19 protein-coding genes are annotated in these 22943 nt (G+C 63.1%); 5 read left to right on the top strand and 14 right to left on the bottom strand.

The window, feature by feature from the left end; all coding sequences use genetic code 11:
- Nucleotides 1–144: 144 nt before the first annotated feature.
- The 6 genes from HPY44_18210 to HPY44_18185 form a co-directional block, all read right to left on the bottom strand.
- Nucleotides 145–1023 carry a sugar phosphate isomerase/epimerase gene (locus tag HPY44_18210; protein NSW57942.1) on the bottom strand — a complete coding sequence of 293 codons (879 nt, stop codon included), beginning with the start codon at nucleotides 1021–1023 and terminating at the stop codon, nucleotides 145–147.
- A gap of 106 nt (nucleotides 1024–1129) precedes the next feature.
- The gene (locus HPY44_18205; GenBank protein ID NSW57941.1) at nucleotides 1130–2344 is read right to left on the bottom strand and encodes a hypothetical protein; all 1215 of its coding nucleotides are present in this window, start codon (nucleotides 2342–2344) and stop codon (nucleotides 1130–1132) included.
- 54 nt (nucleotides 2345–2398) lie between these two features.
- Nucleotides 2399–4174 (bottom strand): hypothetical protein, encoded by a 1776-nt coding sequence (locus HPY44_18200; GenBank protein NSW57940.1) that lies wholly within the window; start codon nucleotides 4172–4174, stop codon nucleotides 2399–2401.
- A gap of 202 nt (nucleotides 4175–4376) precedes the next feature.
- Nucleotides 4377–5210 carry a hypothetical protein gene (locus HPY44_18195; protein ID NSW57939.1) on the bottom strand — a complete coding sequence of 278 codons (834 nt, stop codon included), beginning with the start codon at nucleotides 5208–5210 and terminating at the stop codon, nucleotides 4377–4379.
- A 48-nt stretch (nucleotides 5211–5258) separates the two neighbouring features.
- Nucleotides 5259–5978 carry a ThuA domain-containing protein gene (locus HPY44_18190; GenBank protein ID NSW57938.1) on the bottom strand — a complete coding sequence of 240 codons (720 nt, stop codon included), beginning with the start codon at nucleotides 5976–5978 and terminating at the stop codon, nucleotides 5259–5261.
- A 104-nt stretch (nucleotides 5979–6082) separates the two neighbouring features.
- Nucleotides 6083–7861: a hypothetical protein gene (locus tag HPY44_18185; protein ID NSW57937.1), complete on the bottom strand. Its 1779-nt coding sequence runs from the start codon at nucleotides 7859–7861 to the stop codon at nucleotides 6083–6085.
- A 108-nt stretch (nucleotides 7862–7969) separates the two neighbouring features.
- Between HPY44_18185 and HPY44_18180 the strand changes: the two genes are divergently transcribed.
- Both HPY44_18180 and HPY44_18175 read left to right on the top strand, forming a co-directional pair.
- Nucleotides 7970–9130 carry a M20/M25/M40 family metallo-hydrolase gene (locus HPY44_18180; GenBank protein NSW57936.1) on the top strand — a complete coding sequence of 387 codons (1161 nt, stop codon included), beginning with the start codon at nucleotides 7970–7972 and terminating at the stop codon, nucleotides 9128–9130.
- Nucleotides 9131–9396: 266 nt separating this feature from the next.
- Entirely contained in the window at nucleotides 9397–10632 is a 1236-nt protein-coding gene (locus tag HPY44_18175) for a 6-phosphofructokinase (protein NSW57935.1), read from the top strand.
- A gap of 110 nt (nucleotides 10633–10742) precedes the next feature.
- Here the strand turns inward: HPY44_18175 and HPY44_18170 are convergent, their stop codons facing one another.
- The 5 genes from HPY44_18170 to HPY44_18150 all read right to left on the bottom strand — a co-directional run bounded on the left by HPY44_18170 (nucleotide 10743) and on the right by HPY44_18150 (nucleotide 16229).
- A complete protein-coding gene (locus HPY44_18170; GenBank protein ID NSW57934.1) occupies nucleotides 10743–11762 on the bottom strand; it encodes a Gfo/Idh/MocA family oxidoreductase in 1020 nt (339 codons plus the stop codon).
- A 210-nt stretch (nucleotides 11763–11972) separates the two neighbouring features.
- Nucleotides 11973–12446, bottom strand: coding sequence for a hypothetical protein (locus HPY44_18165; protein ID NSW57933.1), 474 nt, complete (start codon nucleotides 12444–12446; stop codon nucleotides 11973–11975).
- Nucleotides 12447–12590: 144 nt separating this feature from the next.
- A complete protein-coding gene (locus HPY44_18160) occupies nucleotides 12591–13292 on the bottom strand; it encodes a PEP-CTERM sorting domain-containing protein (GenBank protein NSW57932.1) in 702 nt (233 codons plus the stop codon).
- 110 nt (nucleotides 13293–13402) lie between these two features.
- Nucleotides 13403–15742: an endopeptidase La gene (gene lon / locus HPY44_18155; GenBank protein NSW57931.1), complete on the bottom strand. Its 2340-nt coding sequence runs from the start codon at nucleotides 15740–15742 to the stop codon at nucleotides 13403–13405.
- Between the two features lie 58 nt (nucleotides 15743–15800).
- Nucleotides 15801–16229: an Hsp20/alpha crystallin family protein gene (locus HPY44_18150; GenBank protein ID NSW57930.1), complete on the bottom strand. Its 429-nt coding sequence runs from the start codon at nucleotides 16227–16229 to the stop codon at nucleotides 15801–15803.
- A 233-nt stretch (nucleotides 16230–16462) separates the two neighbouring features.
- Here HPY44_18150 and HPY44_18145 point away from each other — a divergent pair, with 233 nt between their 5' ends.
- Genes HPY44_18145 through HPY44_18135 form a run of 3 tightly spaced genes read left to right on the top strand, consistent with a single transcriptional unit; the run spans nucleotide 16463 to nucleotide 20274 of the window.
- The gene (locus HPY44_18145; protein ID NSW57929.1) at nucleotides 16463–18436 is read left to right on the top strand and encodes a hypothetical protein; all 1974 of its coding nucleotides are present in this window, start codon (nucleotides 16463–16465) and stop codon (nucleotides 18434–18436) included.
- 21 nt (nucleotides 18437–18457) lie between these two features.
- The gene (locus HPY44_18140) at nucleotides 18458–19162 is read left to right on the top strand and encodes a hypothetical protein (GenBank protein NSW57928.1); all 705 of its coding nucleotides are present in this window, start codon (nucleotides 18458–18460) and stop codon (nucleotides 19160–19162) included.
- Nucleotides 19159–20274, top strand: a complete 1116-nt coding sequence (locus HPY44_18135) for a site-specific DNA-methyltransferase (protein ID NSW57927.1) — start codon at nucleotides 19159–19161, stop codon at nucleotides 20272–20274. The genes HPY44_18140 and HPY44_18135 overlap by 4 nt, the downstream gene beginning before the upstream one ends.
- 164 nt (nucleotides 20275–20438) lie before the next feature.
- On the opposite strand, the gene HPY44_18130 is transcribed toward HPY44_18135, so the two are convergent.
- From HPY44_18130 to HPY44_18120, 3 genes are all read right to left on the bottom strand, one after another.
- Nucleotides 20439–21140 (bottom strand): HAD family hydrolase, encoded by a 702-nt coding sequence (locus HPY44_18130; GenBank protein ID NSW57926.1) that lies wholly within the window; start codon nucleotides 21138–21140, stop codon nucleotides 20439–20441.
- Nucleotides 21141–21293: 153 nt separating this feature from the next.
- Complete coding sequence (locus tag HPY44_18125) at nucleotides 21294–22337, bottom strand: phosphotransferase (GenBank protein ID NSW57925.1); 1044 nt, start codon at nucleotides 22335–22337, stop codon at nucleotides 21294–21296.
- Between the two features lie 22 nt (nucleotides 22338–22359).
- Complete coding sequence (locus HPY44_18120) at nucleotides 22360–22797, bottom strand: universal stress protein (protein NSW57924.1); 438 nt, start codon at nucleotides 22795–22797, stop codon at nucleotides 22360–22362.
- Nucleotides 22798–22943 lie beyond the last annotated feature (146 nt).

Genomic DNA, 22943 nt, shown 5'->3' with positions numbered 1-22943 from the left:
CGACCCATTACGGACATGAGTATACAGCCCGCTGACACACGCGTAAAGATGCCACGCAGGCCGGCATAGCAACATTACGGCAGTTACCGAACCGCCCGGGATGACGGTCCCGGGCGGTGCATCCGATAGCGTTCGGTGGAGAGCCTAAGCCTTCAGGTTCGCGATCATCTCGAGTATCTTCTCGAAACAGATGCGGCTGGCCTGCTCGCCGCCGGCGGAGAAGGCCGCGCCTCCTGGCTTGTTCATAGTCTCCTCATCCAGCTGAGACCCGGGCCGCCAGTGGGTCTCCAGGCTGCAGGCCCCCTCGTATCCCATATCCACGAGCGCCTGGAACTGCGCAGGGTAGTCAATGTAACCGCCATCACCCACCGGGACGCAACGGGCGCCTCCCTCAGCCTGCGGGTCGCGGACAGCATCTTTGATGTGCATGTGGATCATGTAGGGCTTCATCCGCTCAAAGGCGTTCGGGAAAGGTAGTTCACCATCGGTGGCATATACCTCGTTTGCCGGGTCCCAGATAGCGCGGACGCGGTCACTGGCGAGGTCCTTGTACATTGCCTCCGCTTCGGCAGCGGTAGCGATATGGGTAGATGCTTCGTTTTCGATTCCGATGTACACATCCTCTTGCTCGCAGATGCGGATCGGCTCGGCATAGGCGTCGAGAAGTTGCTGCCAGACTCCCTGGGCCGGCCCGGTCTTCCAGAAAGTGAACCCGCGGATGATCTTGCAGTCGAAGCGGTGCGCAATCTCGATGCAGCGGCGCAAGATAGCCAGATGCTCCTTGTACTGGTCTGCGTCTCCCAGATCGCACTTCAGAAAAGGAGATGCAATACAGGGAACGCTGAACCCGCTCGCATCCATGATCGACTTCATCTGGGCGAGCTGGTCGTCAGACAGCTTGTGCGGCGGAGTGTCCCACACCGACCGCGGCTCCACCATAGCGACCCCATACTCCTTGCAGACATCGACGACTCGCTGGAAGTCCTGGGAGATTTCGTCGCTGATGACGCTGAGTTTGAACATGCCTATCACCCTGAAAGTAAGGGCCGCGCAGGATGTGCGCGGCCTGGTACGCTGTTAGGCTTGAGTTATGCGGCAACGCGCGCCGAACCGCCCGGGCTGCGTGGCGCTACTCTGCGCCACCCATGTCACCCGGAGGAGGCCCGGCCGCAGCGCCGCCGGGAGGCCCGCCCGCACCACCAGGCGCCATGCCGGCCGGAGGCCCGCCCGGTCCGCCCATTCCGGGAGGTCCACCGGGCCCGCCCATTCCAGGCGGTCCGCCGGGACCACCCATGCCGGGAGGCCCACCAGGTCCGCCCATTCCAGGCGGTCCGCCGGGACCACCCATGCCGCCGCCCATCCCACCGGCCGCGCCGGCGCCACCAGCGCCCGCCGGTGCGCCGCCACCCGAGGCGGCAACCTCGTCACGCTGTTTCTGGCCACGATGGTACCAGCAGGCCAGATCGGCCTTGTCTTTCGAGTGCGAGGGCAGTTTGTTCGGACAGCGTCTCCCCGTAACTGCAGTGTAGGCGGTGCACCGGTCGCCTTCGCCTGAGCCGGTGAAGTCCACCGGGATCGGCGCACGAGATGGCCAGTTGCCGAAGGGTATGTCGAAGTTCCACTTGGCCTTGCAGTTGGGGCAGCGTTGGCCCTGTCGGCTGAGGACGCTCGTCGCGTAACCACAACGAGAGCAATGCTTCTCAGCCCCTGCCCACTTGCGGCTGCACGTCGGGCAGCGCGGCCCGAGTTGTGTTCCGGCAACCACGTCGTGGCAGTTCGGGCAACGGTAGATCAGGCCAGTGGGGAATGAGTCGCGGGCGCCGCAGCGCGGACACTCGACTCGCTTCTCCCCATCCTCCATCGGCCAGCGCATGAGGCTCTTGGGCATGGGAAGCCCACACCATTTGCACCGCGGTACATAACCGTGGGGCACTGAGAAGCGGCCGCCATGTTCGAGGATGAGATGATCTGCGGCGTCAGTCGCACCTGCGAAAAGACTGTTGCGCTTGGTCTCGATCTCAAGTTTCTGCTTGTCGTCAGCGGCAGACTGGGGAGATTCGTACAGGCGCGTGGCATTGGCGAAAGCCCACTGGGTGTAGCCCATCGCAGCGGGCATTTCTGCCTCGCTGCCATAGCTGTCCGGCGCCATGTACCGGCCCTTGCGGATATGATAATGGGCCTCCTGCAACTCGAACTCGATGGCGGCAGCCATCGGCGAGTAGCTGGGCCAACCCGGGTCCGGAGGTGGTGGCGCGGAAGCCTCCGCCTCGGGCTCCTCTTTGCACCCAACGAGCAGCACCGGAATAGTCAGCAAGATGGCTGCAATGATCAGGCGGTGTCTCATCCAGCGCCCTCCGGACTGGGGGCCGGGCAGGTGACCATGCCCGACCTTGCCCGTTTAGTTGCGTTGCGGCTGACGATCACTCGGTATAGCTGCGGCTCGCAGGCGAACCTCGTGCGCCTCAAGCTCCATCTGGTGCAGCGACGGCACGCGTTCGGGAGCCGGAGATACCGCAACCCAGGCTTCATACGCCTGCCGGTCGGCCTTGGTCGGAAGCACTGAACTGCTCGCAAATACGGCCTCGGCCGTCTTGTGGGCCTTCTGCGCGTTCTTCATCCCCTGCTGGCGCCTTGCGAACGTCGGCGAATTCCAAGAGCGGGTGAGACGGTAACGCCCATCGGGACTCGCGTAGCAGGATGGACACTGGACAGCGGATACCCGGTACTGGTCGCGATAGCCACAATCCAGACATCCGTGGGGTTCGACAACCTCGAAAGTTCCGGGGATGGCAGGGCGGGTTGCCTTGCCACAGCGCGGACAGCGCCACATCTGCCCGTCTCGTGTGAGCTTCCGACCGCAGGAATCACAAGTGTAAGCAGGAACGTTCGCAGAGACACGGGACAGGTAAGCCCAGTTGCGCGACCGCTCCCAGTGCCAGTTGTGTCCCCACTTCAGGTAGTTGTCGAACACTTCGACCATCAGGCGACTGCGCTTGGTTTCATCGCGGACGATCGTTGCCGGGTCGTAGTTCGCGTTCCCGAAGCTGACGCGGATTGTGTTGATGGTGTGGGAGATGGTTGGGGAGATGATGCGGCCGACCTTGGTTGCGTCCACGTCCTCCATCAGAAGACCATAGCGGCAAATCGCGTGGATTGCGGCCAGCCCCACGCGCGCTTTGGCGATGGCATCAGCGCAGTCCAGCAGGTCGGAGTAATCAGTCTGCGCCAGCATCGTACGCATCGCCCAATGCCACAGGTAGCCTTCCCAGTCGCTCTTCGTCTGGGCGGCGTGGGCAAGTTGCGCCAGCGGAAAATCGCCGTACTTGGTCTGGACCTCTTCGAGCAGTGAGCGGGCCATGAAGAACCAGTATTCGTGGAACCACTTCTGCTGGTTCATCTGTATGCCGCGGGTCTTCTGACAGACGCGCTTGACAGCGATTGCAAGGGCCAGCGGGGGAACGCCGTCTGCAGCGGAAGCCGCTCCCGCTGCCGGACCTTCTCCCCCCGGTCCACCAGGACCGCCGGCACCCGGTCCACCCGGTCCACCCGGTCCACCCGGTCCACCCGGTCCACCCGGTCCACCGGCCTGGGCGAACTTCATGCCGCCCGAGGAGGCCTTTGCCGTCGGGGCCTTGGAGTCAGCCTCATCCTCGCTCTTCTTGTCAGTGGCAGTGGGGGCCGGAGCTTCGCGAGTCAGGAAGGTTCGCAGTATGCCGAGAGCTTCCTCAACCGCCTCGACCTGCTCGGCAGTTGCGGGAGCAGCCTTCTCCACCTTTGCCGGCTGAGCTGGGGGACCTCCGTCAGCTCCCCCGCCGCCGCCATCTTTGGAAGGGGGTCCTCCCGGACCACCGGGGCCACCGGGGCCGCCGGGACCGCCAGCACCCTCAGGGGGGCCGCCAGGGCCACCCGGGCCGGCTGCCGGTGGTGCGCCACCAGGCGCGCCCGGACCTCCAGGAGGACCAGCGGGACCACCGGGCGTCCCACCACCTTCGGGCATGCCCATCGGTGCTCCACCCGGAGCGCCCGCCATCATCTGTTCGGGCCCTCCAGCCGGGGCCCCGCCTGCGGCATCCTCACCCTTCTTGCCGCAACCCGTGCCAGACAAGGCGATGAAGACCAGTGCTGCGATGCAGAGTACGATCGCTGGTAGCAATGCTCGCGCCCGATTGCGCATGCTGGGATCCTCCCGGGACTGGACCGGGGCCACGGGACTCCGGAAACAGCCGGACATGAAAAAAGGCCGACAGACTAACGGCCTGCCCAATGCATCCGAAGCGTCTGGGCCCGGGTCAAAGCGGGCTCACCCTACGCCAAACCCATTTTAGCACAAAAGAACGGCGACACGCAAACGCCATGTGCCCGTTGATGCGAATCGTCTACTTGGGGCCATCATCGGGCTCAGGCGGCATCAGCCTGAAGTTGGGCAACAGGTCCGCAGTACGGTCCATCCGTGTGTTGTGCGACAGGTTCCAGAAACCCTCGTAGCGCTGATCGTCCTCATCGTAGTCGAGTACGGACCATGAAAGCCCAACAATCTCGCCGGCTATCAGCCTGTGGATGGCACTGTATTCCGGGCCAAGATAACTCGCGTAGTTGAACGGACTGATGCTGAACTCCAGGCACAGCGGGCCCGCCTCGCCCGGCCCAAAGTCATATTTGTACGCATGCTCACTCCACGGTTTCTCCACCAGCCACTGCTGTGACCCCCAGACCCAGGCCCACGGCCTGCCCGGCCCTGGTGGGGTGAAGATGTGGTAGTTTTGACAGTGTGTACTCTTGAGCTTTTCCTCAACTTCGGGCGTCACGTCCGGGTAGCTGTGGTACTGGCCTCCCGAATGATCGGCGTCAAGCACGACCTCGAAAATATCGCCCCAGTCCTCCCGGAAGTTATGTAGATCATCCCAGACGCGGTAAAGAAAGTACAACCGGTTAGTGGCCGGGCTCCATCCCACAGTGACCTCGACGCGCAGGTCATCTGGCGACATCCGGTCCTCTTTCCCCATCACCGTGTCCCGTAGATAGCTGCCGTCCAGAGTGTACGCCGCCGGTACACGCTCCCAGTCGCCCCCATCCCCGTCGATCACGGGCAGCGCATCATCCGGAAAGCAGAATATCTTGTACTCAACCCCGGGGGGATGATGCCCGTTCGCTTGCGTTGTCTGCAGGATGAAAGCCAGGCAGACCAAAGCCGCCAGGAATGTCGGCTTCACTGCCTGCGCATATCCGCGATGTCCCACAGGAAGGGTCACTGGCGGACCTCAGATCTGTTCCAGCGGCGGCACATTGCCCCGCCGGAACTGTGGGCCGCCACTGGGGGCTGCCCATTTGATCGCGTTCAGAATGACTTTGAGCACTTCCTCGTTGTGGTACACGGGATGAGTCTCATGGCCCGGACGGAAATAGAATATGCGTCCGTTTCCCCGGTTGAAACAGCAGCCACTGCGGAACACCTCGCCACCAGGGAACCAACTGATGAACACAAGCTCGTCAGGAACCGGGATATCGAAATGCTCCCCGTACATCTCGGTGTTCTGTATCTCGATATACTCGCCGAGTCCGGCGGCAATCGGGTGCCCAGGGGCCACGACCCAGAGCCGCTCCTTTTCCCCCGACTCGCGCCACTTGATGTCGCAGGTGGTGCCCATCAGCCGCATGAAAACCTTGCTCTTGAGAGCCGAGTGGAGCACGATCAGTCCCATCCCTGCCAACACGCGAGTGCAGACGCGATCCGCGACCTCATCGCTCACCTCGTCTTGCGCCACGTGACTCCACCAGATGAGAACGTCCGTGTCCTCCAGCACCTGCTCTGTCAAGCCATGTTCAGGCTCATCAAGACAGGCCAGCCGCAGCCTGAAATCAGTGTTGCGCGCGAGGTAATCCGCAATCGCAGCATGCATTCCATCAGGGTAGATTTCGCGGCAGGCATCGAGCTGCTTTTCATGCCTGAACTCGTTCCAGAGCGTCACGCTCAGCGCCATACGACATCCCTCGGTTCGACGGGCAGGAACGGCGCCCTCCGTTGTTTCAACGTGTTCTTCTCTGCAATGCCCCACCGCACCTGCCCTCAGATGGCCGAAACCGGCTACCGGAAAACCCACTGTCCGAAGTTGTCCGGCTCGACGAACCCGCCAACGCACTGAGACCAGCAGGTTTGCTCGCCGCCAGTAATTCGCTGCCTGCACAGGTTCGCGTACAGGCTCTGTCCCGCCACGGGAGCTTCCCTGTTCAGCGCCCTCCAGGGAAGTGCCAGTTCCACCGACCAGTACCCCGCATCGCGGTGCGTCGCCACGCCCAGGTCAGGGCTCCAACTGAGGTCGTCTGACCCGTCGCAGGCAGCGTCCCAAAGCACCCCGTCGGGGTTCACAATCAGGTGGTAGTAAGGTTTTCGGTCTTGTCCGGCAGACAGGAATATGTCGACACTGTCGCCGTTCCAGACGTCATGGTCCCGCGCCGAACCGATGACCTTGACGCCGGCCGGGTTTGGCTCGGAGCAGTAGAAGGCGATGTACAAATTGTCCTTGTCATAAGCTGCCCAAGCCAGAGTTGCCGCGAGCTTTGGATCGGGTTTGATCCCGATGTACGGCACAAACGCTTCCATTGCGCTCACCGAACGCCAGAGCGGGTCATCGAGCACGCCGTCGATGACCGGCTTTTGCCCTTGCGGAACCGGGGCCACATCCGCAGATCGACGAACCAAAGTGGCCGCGAGCATCGCGGAACGCCGCTCGGTTGCATCCTCGATCACCGCGCTCAGGTCGAATCCCAGCGGCTCGCCGGCCGCCAGTTTCGCCCGCGCGCGCTTGATGGCCACCGGAAGCAGCGCGGGAACGTCGCGATCAAGCCACCAGTTCATGCGCTCGCTGTACAGCCAGACGTAGCGGTCCGCCGTGGATAGCGCATGGTAAACGTTATGCTCGAACCACAGCGCGCGCTCTTCAGGGGTCATGAACTCGCTGATGTTTTTGCGCACACGCAAATCGAAGAGATGGTCCACGTAGAGCGCCTGGCTCACCTGGACGTGCTTCGGGTAGCGCGCCTGGTTCTCAGGCGACAGCATCTTCCACGCCTGGTCTCGCATCAGGTCGCGCGATTTCTCGAACTGCTCCGCCTTGGTGTAATAGTAAGAGGATTCGTTACCGTCGGTGATCACAGTCCCCGGGTCAGCGGCATCCAGCAAGCCTTCGATGAACGCGGGCAGCAGACCGTAATGGCGGTTGATCAGGCCGGCCTCTCGCTTCGCAGGGTCGGTCTCCGACACCAGATCCCCGAAGTAGCTAAGAAGGAAGAAGGTGTGGAGGACCGGGTTCTTCATCTCGGCCTCAATGGCATCCATGAACTGCGCCCCACGCTTGCGCACCATGGCCTGGTACTCGGCGAAACTCCTCGTGCCCGCTTGTGCCTGCTGGGGGTAGATCCACGGGTTCTTGCCGTATGGCTCAGCGTCGAAGCAGAGCCCTTTGCAGCGCCCGATTCTCGCCCCCTTTGCGCAGAGACGTACATTGTGAAGCACGCAATCCCAGTCAGCATCGCTGAACCAGTCCATGGTCGAGGCTGCGTACATGATGATGAAGTTGTCTGTGAAGCGCTGCCATTCGATGCGTCCGAGAGCCTCGAACTCCCCTGCCACCTGGCTTTCCTCGTACTTCCGGTTGGTGAAGATGCTCCCAATCGGCTGGACCCTCATGATCAGCCCGTCGAAGGGGCGTTCTTCCATCGCGCGGATGTTGTCGGCCACGAAACTCGGAGGCGGGACGTCCCAGCCATATTCGATCAGTTTCTTCTCGGCCGGTTGGGCCTGCAGGCCGGTGAATGCTGAAACCGCAAACAGGATCGACAGCCCGATACGTGCAGCTCTTCGCATGGCGTCCACTCTCCTCACCCATTGGTGCGAGACTCTTCCGCGGTGGGTCCTGATCTCCTCCTCTGTCTCGGACCACATTGGGCACGAGGATTGCAGTGGCGCGCGAACATGCGGCGAAGCAGATCACGAGGGACAGGCCGGTCGGGCCTGCGGGGGATTGCGCTGGCGATCCCATGTGCACTCCTGCTCGCACGGGCGGTGCTGCTCCAGTCATGCGGCAATACCCCAGTCAGCGAACAAGTTGCATGCGCCGAAAGCCGGGAGCTGCGGGGCCGCGACGCGCCTGGTGCGTGCCTCGCCGATCGCCTGGACGCCCACAGCGAAGCCAACATGCTGGGCCACGTGCGGGCGCTTGCGGACCGAATCGGCCCTCGCAGGGGCGGTAGTGGTGCGGAGCGGCAGGCCGGGGACTACATCCTGGATAGACTGGGTGAGATCGGGGTCGAAGCACGGGTTCAGGACCGGATCGCAATCGGGCTCACGGGAACGAGTACGCGCAACATCGAGACGGTTCTGCCGGGAGCGGGAGAAGGAGCCCTGCTCCTGGGCGCGCATTATGACTCCGTGGTTGGCAGGGAGACATCCCCCGGCGCCAACGACAATGCATCCGGCGTCGCCGTCCTTCTCGAGCTCGCCCGCGTTCTGCGGACAGCCGACCTGCCCTGCGAGGTGCGCCTGGTATTCTTCGGTGCCGAGGAATTCTGCGGGGACCCGCCGGTGCACCATGTGGGCTCCAACTACTACGTACGCAGGGCCAGGGATGCGGACCTGGCTGGAATCCGGGCGATGCTGAACGTGGATATGGTGGGGCTCGGCGCGCCTTTGCATGCGTGCCGCATCGGCCTGGGCACGGACGAGGCGCGCCGGAAGCTCTCATGCGCCGCCGATCAGGCCCGCATCTCCTTGTCCCTGAAAGACTGCTTCCCTTACGGCGACCACGAAGCCTTTGAGCTTGCGGGTGTTCCATCGGTGTGTCTGACCCAGTTCGGGGATGATCCACACTGGCACTCCGACCGTGATATGTCGAGATTCATCCAGGGCAGTGCTCTCAGCGCCGCCGCTCGGCTCTGCCTCAGCTTTCTGGACCAATACGCTGTAAGCCCTTGCGCAGTGTCATGCTCTATTGACAGTGCGCGGTTCTTGGGATCGCGAAGAAGCCGCTCGCCCCTGAGGCCGATGAGCATGCGTTCCGCCGGCCTGGAGCGTGTTGGAATGTCGCTGGCGGGCCCTTCCTGCCCCAAAGGCCGCGGAGCGGGCAACCGTCTGTAACCGGGGCCTATGGCCCATGCCTGAGAACGGAATTCCCGGCTTCCACCGGTGGCTATTCCCCCCCGGAGCCTGACCGCACACGGCCGGGCCTCAACACCGCGGCCACCCGACGCCTGGCCACACACGAAGCCGGCACACTTCCCACCAAGCCGATGCTCCCAGGCCGGCCGCGTCCTGCCTTGACTTGTGACTCGGCGCGCAATTATATTGAGTATAATCTTTGGCCCTAACCAGCACGCGTTCATATACCAGGAGGTACAGGCAGAATGCCACTCAAGGGCAACGCGCTCATCGGCCAGTCCGGTGGGCCAACCATCGTTATCAACGCCAGTCTCGTGGGTGCAGTCCAGGCTGCGGAGAAGCGCGACGAAATCGAGGAGTTCTACGGTGCGGTCCACGGCCTCACCGGCGTGCTCAACGAGGACATGTTCGACCTCTTCCGTGAGACGCCGGATGTCATCTCGCAACTCAAGTACACGCCCTCGGCCGCTCTGGGCTCCTGCCGGCTGAAACCAAAGCCCCAGGACCTCGAGCGCTGCATGGAAGTGTTCAAAGCCCACAACATCCGCTACTTCTTCTACAATGGCGGCAATGATTCACAGCTCACCTGCCACATGATCTCGGAGCTTGCCAAGACCAGCGACTGGGAAATGCGGGTCATCGGCATCCCCAAGACCATCGACAACGACCTGGTCGTTACCGATAACTGCCCCGGGTTCGGCTCCGCAGCGCGCTACGCCGCTGCCTGCGTGCAGTTTGCGTCCAAGGACGCAGAAGCATTCGGAAACGTGGAGGTTGTCGAGGTCATGGGCCGGAACGCGGGCTGGCTGACCGGCGCCACCCAGGCAGGCCGCCTGGATGACTACATGGCTCCGCATCTCGTCTATCTGCCCGAGGTCAAGGTCAATCCTGACGAGTTCCTTGCTGACTGCAAGGAGATTTACGACAAGCATGGCTACCTCGTGGTCGCAGTGTCTGAGGGCTTCAGTTTCGCGGAGACCGATCTCGCAACCACCTCCGCGAAGGTTGACGAGTTCGGTCATGCACGTCTCGGCGGTGTGGCCCAGGCCCTCGGCAACATGATCGAGGAAGAGATCGGAGTACGCGCACGCCATGACACGCTGGGCAACCTGCAACGCTGCTTCGCCTGGTGCGCGTCCCAGGTGGATATCGACGAGGCCTACGCCGTGGGCGCCAATGCCGTCGAACGCGCCTGCAATGGCGAGACCGACGTCATGATCACCATCCAGCGCAAGAGCAGTGATCCCTTTGTGTTCGAGACCGAAACCACTTCGCTGATGAGCGTCGCCGACCAGACACGCTTGGTGCCGGCCGAGTGGATCAACGAGCGCAAGAACGGGGTCACCCAGGAGTTCATCGACTACGTCAAGCCTCTCATGAGGGGTCTCGATGAGCCGCAGTTCGGTGACCTGCCTGTCTATCCGCGGCTGCGCAAGCAGTTCGTGACCAAGAAACTGGAGCCCTACGTTCGCGCCAAGTAAGCAGGATGCATCCCGTCACAAACAACCGGGGACCGGCGCTGATCTTCTCTGCACGAGAGGATGAGCCGGTCCCCGGTTCGCGTTCCCGACAGACTACCCGCCGCCGGCCGCTAATCGCCACACATGCAGCAGCAGGGGATCTCCACGAGGCCACCCGATTCTGCCGCTTCCTGCGCCGCCAGCGCAGCCATGAGAGCCCGCTTGCCATCCATTCCTGTCGCCGCCGGCGTCTGCTCGCCCCTGCACGCTGCTACGAAGTTTCGGGCCTGCGCAATGAAGAGGTCGTCTTGCTCAACCTCCACCTGGTGGGTGCGCCAGGACTTGTCCTCCTCGGTATACAGCCGCACCTCACCGGACTCGTATGCCCACTCGATGCTCCCCAGAGTGCCGTCGAGCTCCAGGCCGCTCTTGAAGTTCTGTCGCCAGCGACTAAGAATGGCTGTGCCTAACGCCCCATTCGCAAAGCGCAGGATGAGCGCGGCGGCATCTTCCACATCGGGGTCAACGTCCGGCATGAAGCGGGCGCGCATTGCCGCGACCTGACTAACCGCTCCCACGAGCCACTGGATCAGGTCGAGACCCTGAGAGGCGTCCCGGATAACACCGCCGCCGGTGGCTGCGTCGGCCCAGAAGACCTCCGGAGATCCCGACCAGCATTTGCCGATGAAGTGGCTGGTTTTCAGTTGGACCGTGTTCACCTTGCCGATCTTTCCGATCTCGATCAGCGCTTTGATCTCCTTGAGGTTCGGGTGATGCCGCATGAAATAGCCCACCTGGAAGACCAGTTCGCGCTGCCGGCACAGATTGATCAGCGCATCGACCCCGTCCATGGAGAATGCGAGGGGGGGCTCGACGAACAGATGGCAGCCGGCTTCTGCCGCACGCGTCGCAGGGCCGATGTGCTGGTCGGAAGGTGTACAGATCATCACCGCCAGGACATCCGATAGATCCACCTCGTCATAGCTGGAGACCGTCTCGGACACGCCGTACTGCTCGCTCATCGCGGCCAGCCTCTCGGCCCGCGTGTCACAGGCGATTACCTCCACACCGCCCATCTGCGTAAGACAGCAAATGTGCCGCTCGCCGATGGAGCCGCATCCGAGGACCAGCACTCTCAAGTTGTCGGACATTCTATCACCCTGAATCGCGCCCTAAGTCGGTCGGGGATCATTGTGCATGAAGCCTTGTTTCGCCATGGCCCCCGCCCGGGCCTTCATCAGCCCCGGAACCTAGTGCTGAAAAGGGCCGCGACATGTGAGTCCCGGCCGGCTACCGTCCACTGAACCAGCGCTATCCCTGTGAACAGACGTGCAGTCGCTGAATGCCGGATCCTCTTCAGCCTATCCGGTTCGCAACTTTCCCCGTCCGCCAGGCTGCCCGCGCAGACTGTGCCCCTTCCTCTCGGGCGGATCGTCGTCGCGGCCAATCACCGGGCCGCCCGGATAGGTGCGGACAGGACCATCGTAACCGGACCTGAACGAGCGACGGTCACGCACCCGTGGCCTCGAATAGCCGTACTGGCCCTGCCAGGATTTCTCGTTCCAGTAGATGCCCGGGTCGGGCCCGTCATACCAGTGAGGCAGCAGGTCTCGCTGGGGCCAGTAGTAGTAGTGGTGGCGGCGGGGATAGTCGTAGTCATAATCATCGTACCCGTAGTACCCGCCGTATCCGTAGCGCTGACCGTCATAGCCGTAGTACCCCTGACCGCCATAGGGCAAGTACACCTGGGCCACCGCGCGCTGGGTCAGAATCAGCGCAGTCAGGGAAAACACGATCACCAGGACAATCGTCGGAAAAGGTCTTGTCATCAACATCTGAGCCACCTCCTGACTGCTTCTCCTCAATTCATTTTACCCGCTGAGACAGCCGGTATGCGAAACGTCCCGGGATAAAGAATAGAGCCCGGCATCCGCTTCGCGGGGTGCCGGGCTCCAAAGGTCGAGAGTTGAATCCGCGTCTCAGCGCTTTCGAAGTCGCATGAAGGCCGCCGCAACCAGCCCAAGCCCAAACAGCGCCATTGTGCCGGGTTCCGGGATGTCCTGGGTCTGGCCGTTGGGCCGCAGGACGTGGTAGTTCAGCGAGCCGTTGCTGGGTGCGAGGTTCGGGTCGGTGTCGTTGTCCGTGAGGCCCTTGTTCCACGCCGTGTTCTGTATGCCGCCGGTGTTGCCACACTTGGAGTAGAAGTCACCCCAGACCGGGTTCCGATAGCTGTAGAACTCGAACGTGACCACGATCTCTCCGCTCAGCTCGTCAAACTTGATGCCGTAGACGTCGTCGGGCATCGAGGGGTTGCCTGCGCTCGGACCAATATGAAGACTGATCGTATCCTGCTCGAAGTCGCCCGTGGCGTCGAAGTAGTCGGGCTCGCCCTCGGTCAACGGATTCGTGGTCTCGATGATGAAGTGGCTGGGAGCGCCACCCGGCCCCGGTGTAGAAAGAACGTACTTATAGTGCCACGGATCGGTGGGGCTATCCTGACTGACCCACCATTCCAGGGACGTGTCGCCGGGATCAATCCAGAATCCGGTCCCGTCGAGGCCGTCGGCGACGAAATCCGGGTCTGAGTGGGAACCAGCCGTGGTAAGCCCACCGTGGTACGTGATGGCATGAGCGCATGTCAGGGACAACACGAGTAGAAGAGCTGCCACACTGCCCCGCAAGATCACTGCCCCCTTTGTAGCGCTAACTGAGCATGCCGACCGCTGAGGGTGACATCAACAGTGCCCCCACTGTTCATAATCTGTAGATTACATCAAGTTCTGCGTGGAAGTCAACCCTCGAGGGCGGCTGATAGCACATCTCCGATGGTCTCGGCGAAGATGAACTTCAGATCACCCCTCAGTTCCTCGCTCAGTTCCCGCACATCTCCCTGGTTCTGCAGGGGCAAGATGACGGTGTCCAAGCCGGCGCGCCGTGCCGCGAGACTCTTTTCCTTGACGCCGCCAATGGGAAGCACCTTGCCTCGTAGCGTGATCTCTCCGGTCATCCCCACATTGCACTTGACGCGCTTGCCGGTGAGCAAGGATACCAACGCGGTCACCATGGCGACTCCCGCGGAGGGTCCGTCCTTGGGCACAGCGCCGCTGGGAACGTGGATGTGGATGTCGCTGCTGTCGAAGAAATCAGGCTCAATTCCGAGTTTCTCTGCATTGCTGCGCACGTAGCTGAGTGCGGCGTCCGCTGACTCCTGCATGACATCGCCCAACTGGCCCGTAAGCTTGAAGCCCTTCTTGCCGGGCATGCGCGTGGCCTCGATGAAAAGGATCTCTCCGCCGGTCTGGGTCCATGCAAGCCCGGTCACAACTCCCGGCACCGTCACCCGGTCGCACGCTTCCGGGAAGATCTTCTGACGCCCAAGGAAACTCTCCAGGTTGTCGCTGGTCACAGTGGGCAGTTCGGTTTCGCCCGCGGCCACTCTGCGCGCGATCTTGCGGCAGACCGTGCCGATCTGCCGCTCCAGATTGCGGACGCCCGATTCGCGGGTGTACTTGCCGATGATACCCCGCAGCGCTGCATCGGTGATGCGAAGCTGTTTCGCGGTCAGCCCGTGCTCCTCGCGCTGGCGCGGAACCAGGTAGCGCTTCGCGATATGCACCTTCTCCTCTTCCGTGTATCCCGCGAGTTGTATCACTTCCATGCGGTCAAGGAGCGGCGCGGGAATAGTCTGCAGCACGTTGGCGGTGCAGATGAACATCACCTGGGAAAGGTCGAAGGGCACCTCCAGGTAATGGTCGCTGAAAGTGCTGTTCTGGGCCGGGTCGAGGACTTCCAGCAATGCTGACGAGGGGTCGCCCCGGAAGTCTGCCCCGAGTTTGTCCACCTCGTCCAGCATGATCACCGGATTGTTCGTTCCCGCATCCCGGACCGCGCGAATGATGCGGCCGGGCAGAGCGCCCACATATGTCCTTCGGTGGCCACGAATCTCCGCCTCATCCCGCACGCCGCCCAGACTCATGCGCACGAACTCGCGCCCCGTTGCCCGGGCAATGCTCTTGCCCAGCGACGTTTTCCCCACTCCCGGCGGACCCACGAAGCACAGGATCGGGCCCTTCATATCCTGCTTGATCTTGCGCACCGCAAGGTACTCGATGATGCGATCCTTCACTTCCTCGAGGTCGTAGTGGTCTTCATCCAGCACCCGCTGGGCGGCCTCCACGTCAATGATCTCCTCGCTGGACTTGCTCCAGGGAAGTTCGGCCATCCACTCAAGATACGTCCGGACCACGCTGTACTCCGCCGCCGCCGGATTCATTCGCTCCAGCCGGGCGACCTCTCGGTCCGCAGCCTTGCGCGCTTCCTCCGGCAGGTTTGCCTCCTGGAGGCGCGTCCGGAGGTCCTCCAATTCCTCACCCTCGGTCTCCTGTCCGAGCTCCCGCTGGATCGCCTTCAACTGCTCGCGCAGCACATACTCGCGCTGGTTCTTCTCTATCTCCTCCCGCGCCGTCGAGCCGACGCGGTCGGCAATCTCCAGCGTGGTCAGCGCCTCCTGAGCCATGCGGTGGACCATGCGCAGTCGCTCGGTCACATCAAGCGTCGCGAGAAGGCGTTGCTGTTCGTCCCCGCGGATGGGCAGGGCGGAAGCAACGAGATCGGCCAGACTCGACGCCGAGTGGACGTTGAGCGCCTGAACATAGGCTTCCTTCGGCAGATATGGGGAGAGCTCAACCAGGCGCTCGAAAGACTTCAAAACCGTGTGGAACAGCGCCCGAGTCTCAGGAGAATCCTCTCCTGTCTCCTCCACCGGCTCGATTCGGGCCATGAGCACCGGCGCCGTCTCGACAAACTCCACGATCCGCACCCGGGCATAACTGCGCAGCACGAGATGCCGGGTCTCGTCAGGCAACTGCATCATTTTGTGAATGGCTGCAATCGATCCTATCTCGTGGAGAGTGTCCGGGCCCGGCGTCTCCTCGCCCTCCTTGAGAGCAACGAGGAGCAGGTAGCGGTCCGCAGCAACCGCCGCGTCAATAGCTTGGAGTTCCCGTGGATCGTTGACGGACATCGGGGTGAGCATGAGCGGGAACACTACCATCCCGTTCAGCGGCAGGACGGGCACGATTTCCGGGAACTGCTCAGACTTGCGATTATGCTTCTCCTGAACTTCCACCATGCTGCTGTCTCACTCCGTTCGAAGCGGCCCACCGGAGGCCGCGAAGGGACAAGATAGGTTACTTCGTCTGTATCGGAACTGATCGCCGGGAGGACTGGGGCCGCAGCCGCGGGAGGGTGATCGACAGATACCCCTGAGCGTAAGATGCCCGCGCCTCCTCCCCACTCACCGCGTCCGGAAGAACGATAGTCCGTGCGAAGGGCCCATACTGGACCTCGATGTTCAGATACCGGCCCGGACCATCATGCTGCGCGGGCGGGCGGTCACCCTGGATCGTCACCGTGCGATGATCTTCTGCGACCATGATCTCCACATCCTTGGGGTCCACGCCCGCAATCTCCATGCGGACCCGGTAACTTTCGGGTGTCTCGAACACATCGGTGGGGGGCGCAAAGGCATGCTGCGCCGATTGGCCTGAAACGGGCCCACCGAACTCGCTCTGCGAGCGCTGGGGCAGGGGGTACCTGATGATAAAGCGGGAGGGCATATGGGCCTCCATATTAGCCGATTACAGGCATTTACCTTTAGTCTAAGTGGCTCAAGTATACTGCGGCGCGCGCATAAATGCAAGAGAATCGTCCCATTTCGCACACAGGCCCAGCCGCGCCCCGAGCGGCTGCACCGACACCAATCTGTCACACAATACCCTCTCGCCAACGGCACTGTGCTCTGGTATCATGTTCCTGCAATCATTTTGATCATACGCGCCGGTTCGATGCCATGTCTCGCGGCCCGAAGAGCCACCTTCCATTCCCCATCCTGCCCCTTTTCGCAGCCCTGTGCGGCCCTGTGCTCCCTGCTCTGGCACAACCAGACAGCTTAGTGGAGGTCGCCGCTCTGGGCGTGCAGCTGGTGCTGCCCGGAGGCTGGGTGATTGCCCGGGAGGTGGATGACAGGGGCGTCAGCCTGGTCAGGCCCGGAAGCGACGACCCGGTGCTGGAGATAATTGCCTGGACACCCGTCGCAGACGAGCTGTCCGCTCACGCCGCGGCGCGGGCGCACGAGCAGGTCCTGGCAGCTGGGGGAACATATCAGCGGATCGATGAGGAGATCATCAGCGCCCCGGGTGGTTCAGCGCTGTTGGTCCGGGGAAGCCTTGACACGGGCACAGACGGCGAATGGACCGCTCTCTTCGCAGCCTATCTGCTGGACGGCCGCTACTACGTATTGGGGACCTTCGTCCAGCCCGCACGCGTCTCCGATGTCCGCACACGCCTGTTCGACGCGGCAGCGCGCTCTTTCAGTCTTATCGGGACCAGCATCCCGTCGCAGCCCGAGGAGTTGGTCCAGCCGGCGGGATCGGCGGGACCGGTCCCGCCTGCCGGCCCGGTGGTTGAGGACCCGGCGTTGCCCGCCACTGACCCGGCAGCGCCGCCCGTCTCCGTGACCAACCGCTCCATTCCGCCGCTTGCCGACACTCGACCGATGGCCCCAATCCGGATCAAAGCTCCGGAAGGGTGGCTCGTACGCGAGGACAGGGGCTGCATCTTCGTCGAGCCGTCCGAAAGGCCACGCCCCTGGGGTGCCTGCGTCTGGCCAGTTGTGAAGTCGGAAAGTGCCCCCCTCGAACGCCGCGCTGTCAGCGTCTGTCGGGACTGGGCGCAATTGATGGGTGCGCGCTGGCGCAATGTGAGGACTCGGCTCGATTCCGCCGGGGTCCCGTGCGCGGTGTGCCAAGGCAGCCTGCGTGTAGATGGCCAACCGGTCCTGGCGCTGGCCGTCGTCGTTCCCCACGATGCCTTCGATACACTCTACGTCGTGTATTTCACGCCTGGTGCCACAGAAGCGCAACGGGTCGCGTTGTGCGCGATTCCGGCGAGTTTCCGTGCAGATCCGGTCCATACACTGGGAACCGGCGCGCAGGGCGACGAACGGTGGGTCGCCACCGACGGTGCGCTGGAATCCGACGGCCTGCCCGGGTGGTTGGTGAGCGGCGGCGTGCGGATCTACAATGGGCTGCCCGCGATCGATATCATGGGCCTGCAGCCGCGGACCGGCGCCCGGTTCTCATGGAGACAGCCGGAAATTCCCATGTACCGCGATCTGTCCCCCGCTCTGGCCGCCGCGGGCTGGCGCGAGGGCTCGGATTTTCCACCTGACCAGGGCACCGAACCGTTGCTGCTGTGGAAACGAACCGACGTGGTCGAAGCTTGCGCAAACCGCGCCAAGGGCGGCTCAGGCCTGAACGTCCAGGTCTCGGGTGAGGCGCCCAATGCCGCGCGCATGCTGGAAGGAGCCCAGGGAAGCTTCGCGCGGGCATCCGGCCAAGGCATTGATGCGTCCTGTCTGTGCGCACTCGCTCCCGCGCCGAAGGTGCTGGGCGCCGATTGCTGGATGGTTGCCTCGCTGCGGTACGAGGCGCCATCAGGCAGCCACAATGACGCCGGCGCAGCCCTGCGCAGGCTCATTGATGCCGTGCGCGTGCGCCCCTACTGGCCTGCGACAACCGAGCAGCGGCGAGCACTGGAGGCCATGATCGCCGGGGTGCGCGAGGCCGCTCAGGACCTGCCCGAGGGCTCCCGCGAAATGACCGGCGGAATCGAACGCTGGCCCCTGCTCACAGGCATTGTCCCGGCGGATATCGACGGCGCGACCAGTGTTGAGATACCCCCAGGCGACTCACTGCCGTGGGCGCGGGTCGTGGATGCCCAGAGCGCGCGGGAGCAACTGCCGGAGTTGCTTGAGACCTGGTGACACGAAGACAGGGGGCCGGCATTGGCACGCATACGCGAGACGGTGGGACGGGCTGATGGCGATTCAGGTTACGCCAGGGTGTTCGGCGACGAGGGACTGGGGTCTCTCATCAGCCGGGTCCATGCCACGGCGATCCGCAATGGGAATGAGCTCGAGACCATACTGCGGTCCGGCTGTCCGATCCGATCGACCGGGCTGCAGGAGCGACTCAGCCAGCCGGTCCTGGGCCTGTCTCGCCGCGTCGAGGCGTACTTCCAGGAGAGCCTCCCCACGGAAGACGGCGCCAGACCCACGCAGGTAGATGTGGTGGTGCTCGACAACACGGAGCGGACCGCGCTGGTGGTGGAAATCAAAGACGGCGACAGCTTCGACACGAAGAAAGCGGATGGGGAGTTGGGCAGCCTGCTGCGAGTGGCCCGACTGCTGGAAGAGCGGCTGCAATACCAGTCCAACTACGCATTCTGCTGCTTCAACCAGTCGGACAAGGACGTGATCCTGCGCGGCCTCAAGATGCGATTCGATCGCGCCCACCTGATGACCGGGCCGGAGCTATGCGAATTGCTCCGCTTGGACTATGATGCCATCCGCCTGCGCCGGCATTTTGACGCGGAAGATAATCTGGACTATTTTCTGCAGGAACTCCTGGCAATCCCCAAGGTGCGCGCGCGGCTCGAGCGCAATCTGCGGGACCGCTGGACCGGCAGACTGTTTGAGGACCACACATGAGGGACGGACTGCCCGTGAATCAGATCATCGAGGGGGACTGCGTCGAGGTCATGGCCGCCTTGCCCGAGAAGTCGGTGGACCTGATCTTCGCCGATCCGCCGTACAACCTGCAGTTGCGCAAGGAGCTCTGGCGCCCCAACCTGACGCGGGTGGACGCGGTGGATGACCACTGGGACCAGTTCAGCAGCCTTCGGCAGTATGATGAGTTCACCCGCCAGTGGCTCAGCGGCTGCCGGCGAGTGCTCAAGGATGACGGGACGATCTGGGTCATCGGCGCGTACCACAATATCTTCCGCGTGGGCGCGATACTCATGGACCTGGGCTTCTGGATCCTCAATGACATCATCTGGGTCAAGACCAACCCCATGCCGAACTTCCGAGGAGTGCGGTTCACCAACGCCCACGAGACACTCATCTGGGCCAAGAAGTCCGAGAAGGCGAAGTACACTTTCAACCACCATGCCATGAAGGTCTACAACGACGGGAAGCAAATGCGCAGCGACTGGGAACTGCCCATCTGCCTGGGCCCCGAGCGGCTGAAGGTCAACGGCGAGAAGGCCCACAGCACCCAGAAACCCGAGGCGCTGCTCGAGCGGGTGATCGTGGCCTCCAGCGTGCCGGGGGATGTGGTCCTTGATCCGTTCTTCGGCACCGGCACCACGGGCGCGGTGGCAAAGCGCCTTGGCAGGAAGTGGATCGGGATTGAGCGTGAGGAGAGCTATATCAAAGTCGCGCGGGCACGGCTGGATGCAGTGCAGGAGCCCTCGCCCGAAGAGCTTGCTGCGCTGCAGCCGCCCGATGCCGTGAAGCCCCAGCGCATCGCCTTCGAGCGCCTACTGGAGTTGGGGCTGCTCAAGCCCGGAGACACGCTGGTGTTGGCGAGGACCGGGGACCGGGCACAGGTGAATGAGGACGGGACGCTCACGTCAGGACGCAAGCAGGGCTCCATCCACCGCCTGGGCGCCATACTCCAGGGCACGCCGGCGTGCAACGGCTGGACCAGTTGGCAGTACACCGACCCGGAGTCCGGAGAACTGCGCTTCATCGATGAACTCAGGCAGCGGGTTCGTGAGAGCTCGGGCGCGGACGACCAAACCGATTCCCTTGAATAGAGAAACATAACCTGGGTATATATAGCGCAGGCAGTAGACCAGTCGCGCTGGTTGATGCCAACGGTCGCTGAGCCCGGGAAAGCCGGTGGGTCCCCCCCAGGCCCCTGTGCCCTCCTCGGATGACCAAAGGGCTCAGCGACAGCTCATACCCACAAACAGTTTTTCTACGAGCCCGATAATCGGATGATCATGGCCGCCGCATCCAGCAGATCGGCGGCTCTCCTGCGTGCGCTTCCTTTCCGCCTCACCAGGATCGCCGGGATCCCCAGACTCTCGGCCCCTTGGACGTCGGCCACCGGGTTGTCCCCCACCATCCACACACGCTCCGGATACGCCACCACCTCGAGGGCATGCCTGAAAGCGCCCGGGTTCGGCTTCTCGTACCCAGTGCATGCGGATGACAGCACACTGTGGAACATGTGGCGCACGCCCAGCGCACAGACGATGCTCTCCAGCTCGGGCACGTGATTGGAGACGATTACATGCTGCCAGCCGAGATGGGACAGCAAGTCCAGGGCCGGACGGGCATCGCTGAAAAGCCGGTGCGCGGACGGGTCAATGACCGCCTCGTGGGCCGCGCGCGCCAGGAGTTTGCAGCGCTCGGGCTCATACCCCAGCTTCGCGAAGATCCCGGCGATAACCGCCTCGATGTGATCCCACCACGCCGGAGGGTCGCGCAGTTCCGGGTGTGGCCGTTCAGGTTCGTGCCAGGGGAATCCGTGTGCGAGGAGAGGCCGGACGTCATCGACGCTGATCATGTGCCCGGGCTCGTGGATGTCCAGCGCACGAATCAGCGCGGATGACCACAAGCCCTTGCGATATCCCAGGGTACCATCAAAATCCCACAGCACCACGTGTTCGGGCATCGGCGCGAGTTCACCCCTCAGCATTCCTCTGCGGCCTGTCCGGGCACGAAGGCCAAGGACGACCGCCCCTCGTGTCTCGCCCCCCGATGTTCTGTATCACTCCCGGCCGACCCGAGCCGGCGCTTCCTCGGATGTCAGCCTGTTGGATGATACTCACGACGGTGTCAGCCAATCACCCCCGGTAAGGAGATCCTGGTTTGCATCGACCTCGGACAAGGGGCCAAGCACACCGTTCAGCAAGTACGCCAGCTTGTGCTTACCGGGCACCTTCCGCTGCATGGCGTCCACCCGGCAGAAGAGCCAGCGCGCCCGCAACAAGTTGGGCATCGCGCGCAGTTCATCCCGTGTCAGTTGCACCGTCTCGCCGTAGCCACTGCCGAAAGCCCCCAATAGTTCGGGGTCGAGAGTGAAGGACTGGGTGAGTGAGACGATATCGCCGGCCACCATAGGCCCTTCGCGGCGGCTGCAGAAGAAGATGATTCCATCGGCTACATCCACTGCCCGCGGCGCCCGGGCCACCCAGTCGAAGTCAAACAGCCCGCAGACCTCGTCACCCCTGAACCTCAGATTCGCGGGATGATAGTCGCCATGGATGATGCACGCCGGCAGATTGCGCCATACACTGTCGGGAAGCCTTTCCCCTGTCTGACGCGCCGCCCTGATGAGTTCGTCCAGCAGCCTCGCCGATTCGTCGTCGCCCGGTTGCAGGAGATGCTCTCGCGCCCAGTTCAGCCCGGCGAGTGATGCCGCGGGATCGTGCAGTCGCCCGACCCTCTTGCGCCCGTCCGGCTCAAGATCGCGGGTCGTATGGTGAAGCCGGCCCAGCAACTGACCCGCACTGCGCACCTGAGTGATATTCCCGGCCTGGTGCGGCCGGCCCTCCACCAGCGGGTACAGTTCGTAAATGTCGTCCTCATACTCGAACCAGCGGCTGCCCGCGCGGGTGCGCATCGCGGCCACCACCGGCAGACCCTCGCGGGCCAGGTGGCGTATGACACTATGGTCGAAGGCAAGCTGACCAGGGTCGCAGTACCGTGGATTGCGGCGCTTCAGGAAGAACTGACCCCGCGGTGTAACCACGATCACGGCCGCATTCGCAGTCCCCGCTCCGGGACGAGTGAACAGAAGGTCCCCTGCATCGTATGCACGCAGCACGTTGCGGGCATCGCGGGATGTGATCGGGCCCTGAGCACTCATCGTCTGGTTTCGCCCGCGTTCGTCATGCGCTCTCGGCGGCCCGCACCAGCAGCACCGGGACCGGGCTGTGTCTGAGTATCCTGTCGGCGACGCTACCATAAACCCAGCGGCCCATGCCCGACCGTCCGTGGGTGGACATCACGATCAGGTCACAATCCTGTTGCTCCCGGTAGCGAAGAATCTCGTCGGCAACATCCCCCTGGCAGACATCCCATTCCGTCTCCACGCCATTTTCCATGGCGCGCTTGCGGATCCCCCGCATGTAGGCGCGCACGCTGTCGAGCTGGGCCTCGTGGTCGGTGGCCATGGTGGCGCTCTGGAGAGCTTCGGGCGAAGCGACGGGCACAACAGAGACCAGGTGCAGCGTGCTGCCGAAGGCTCTGGCCAGCGCCACAGCGTGGGGCAGAGCCTGCTCGGCCAGTTCCGACTCGTCCAGGGTGACCAGGATGTGCTGGTACATGGTCGGCAACTCCTTGAGTGCACGCGGTGCTCTGGTGAGTGACCTTTCGCCGGCTGCATCGAGATTCCTCCCCGGCCGGCAAATCCTGCCGGCAATCCCGGCCAGTTTGCGACGCCAGCGGGCTGCTCGGATGAGAAATCATGTGC

This window comes from Armatimonadota bacterium (assembly GCA_013314775.1).
Taxonomy (GTDB): Bacteria; Armatimonadota; Zipacnadia; order Zipacnadales; family JABUFB01; genus JABUFB01.
The sequence above is the reverse complement of the archived record's forward strand: the minus strand, read 5'-3'. Positions and strand labels throughout refer to the sequence as shown.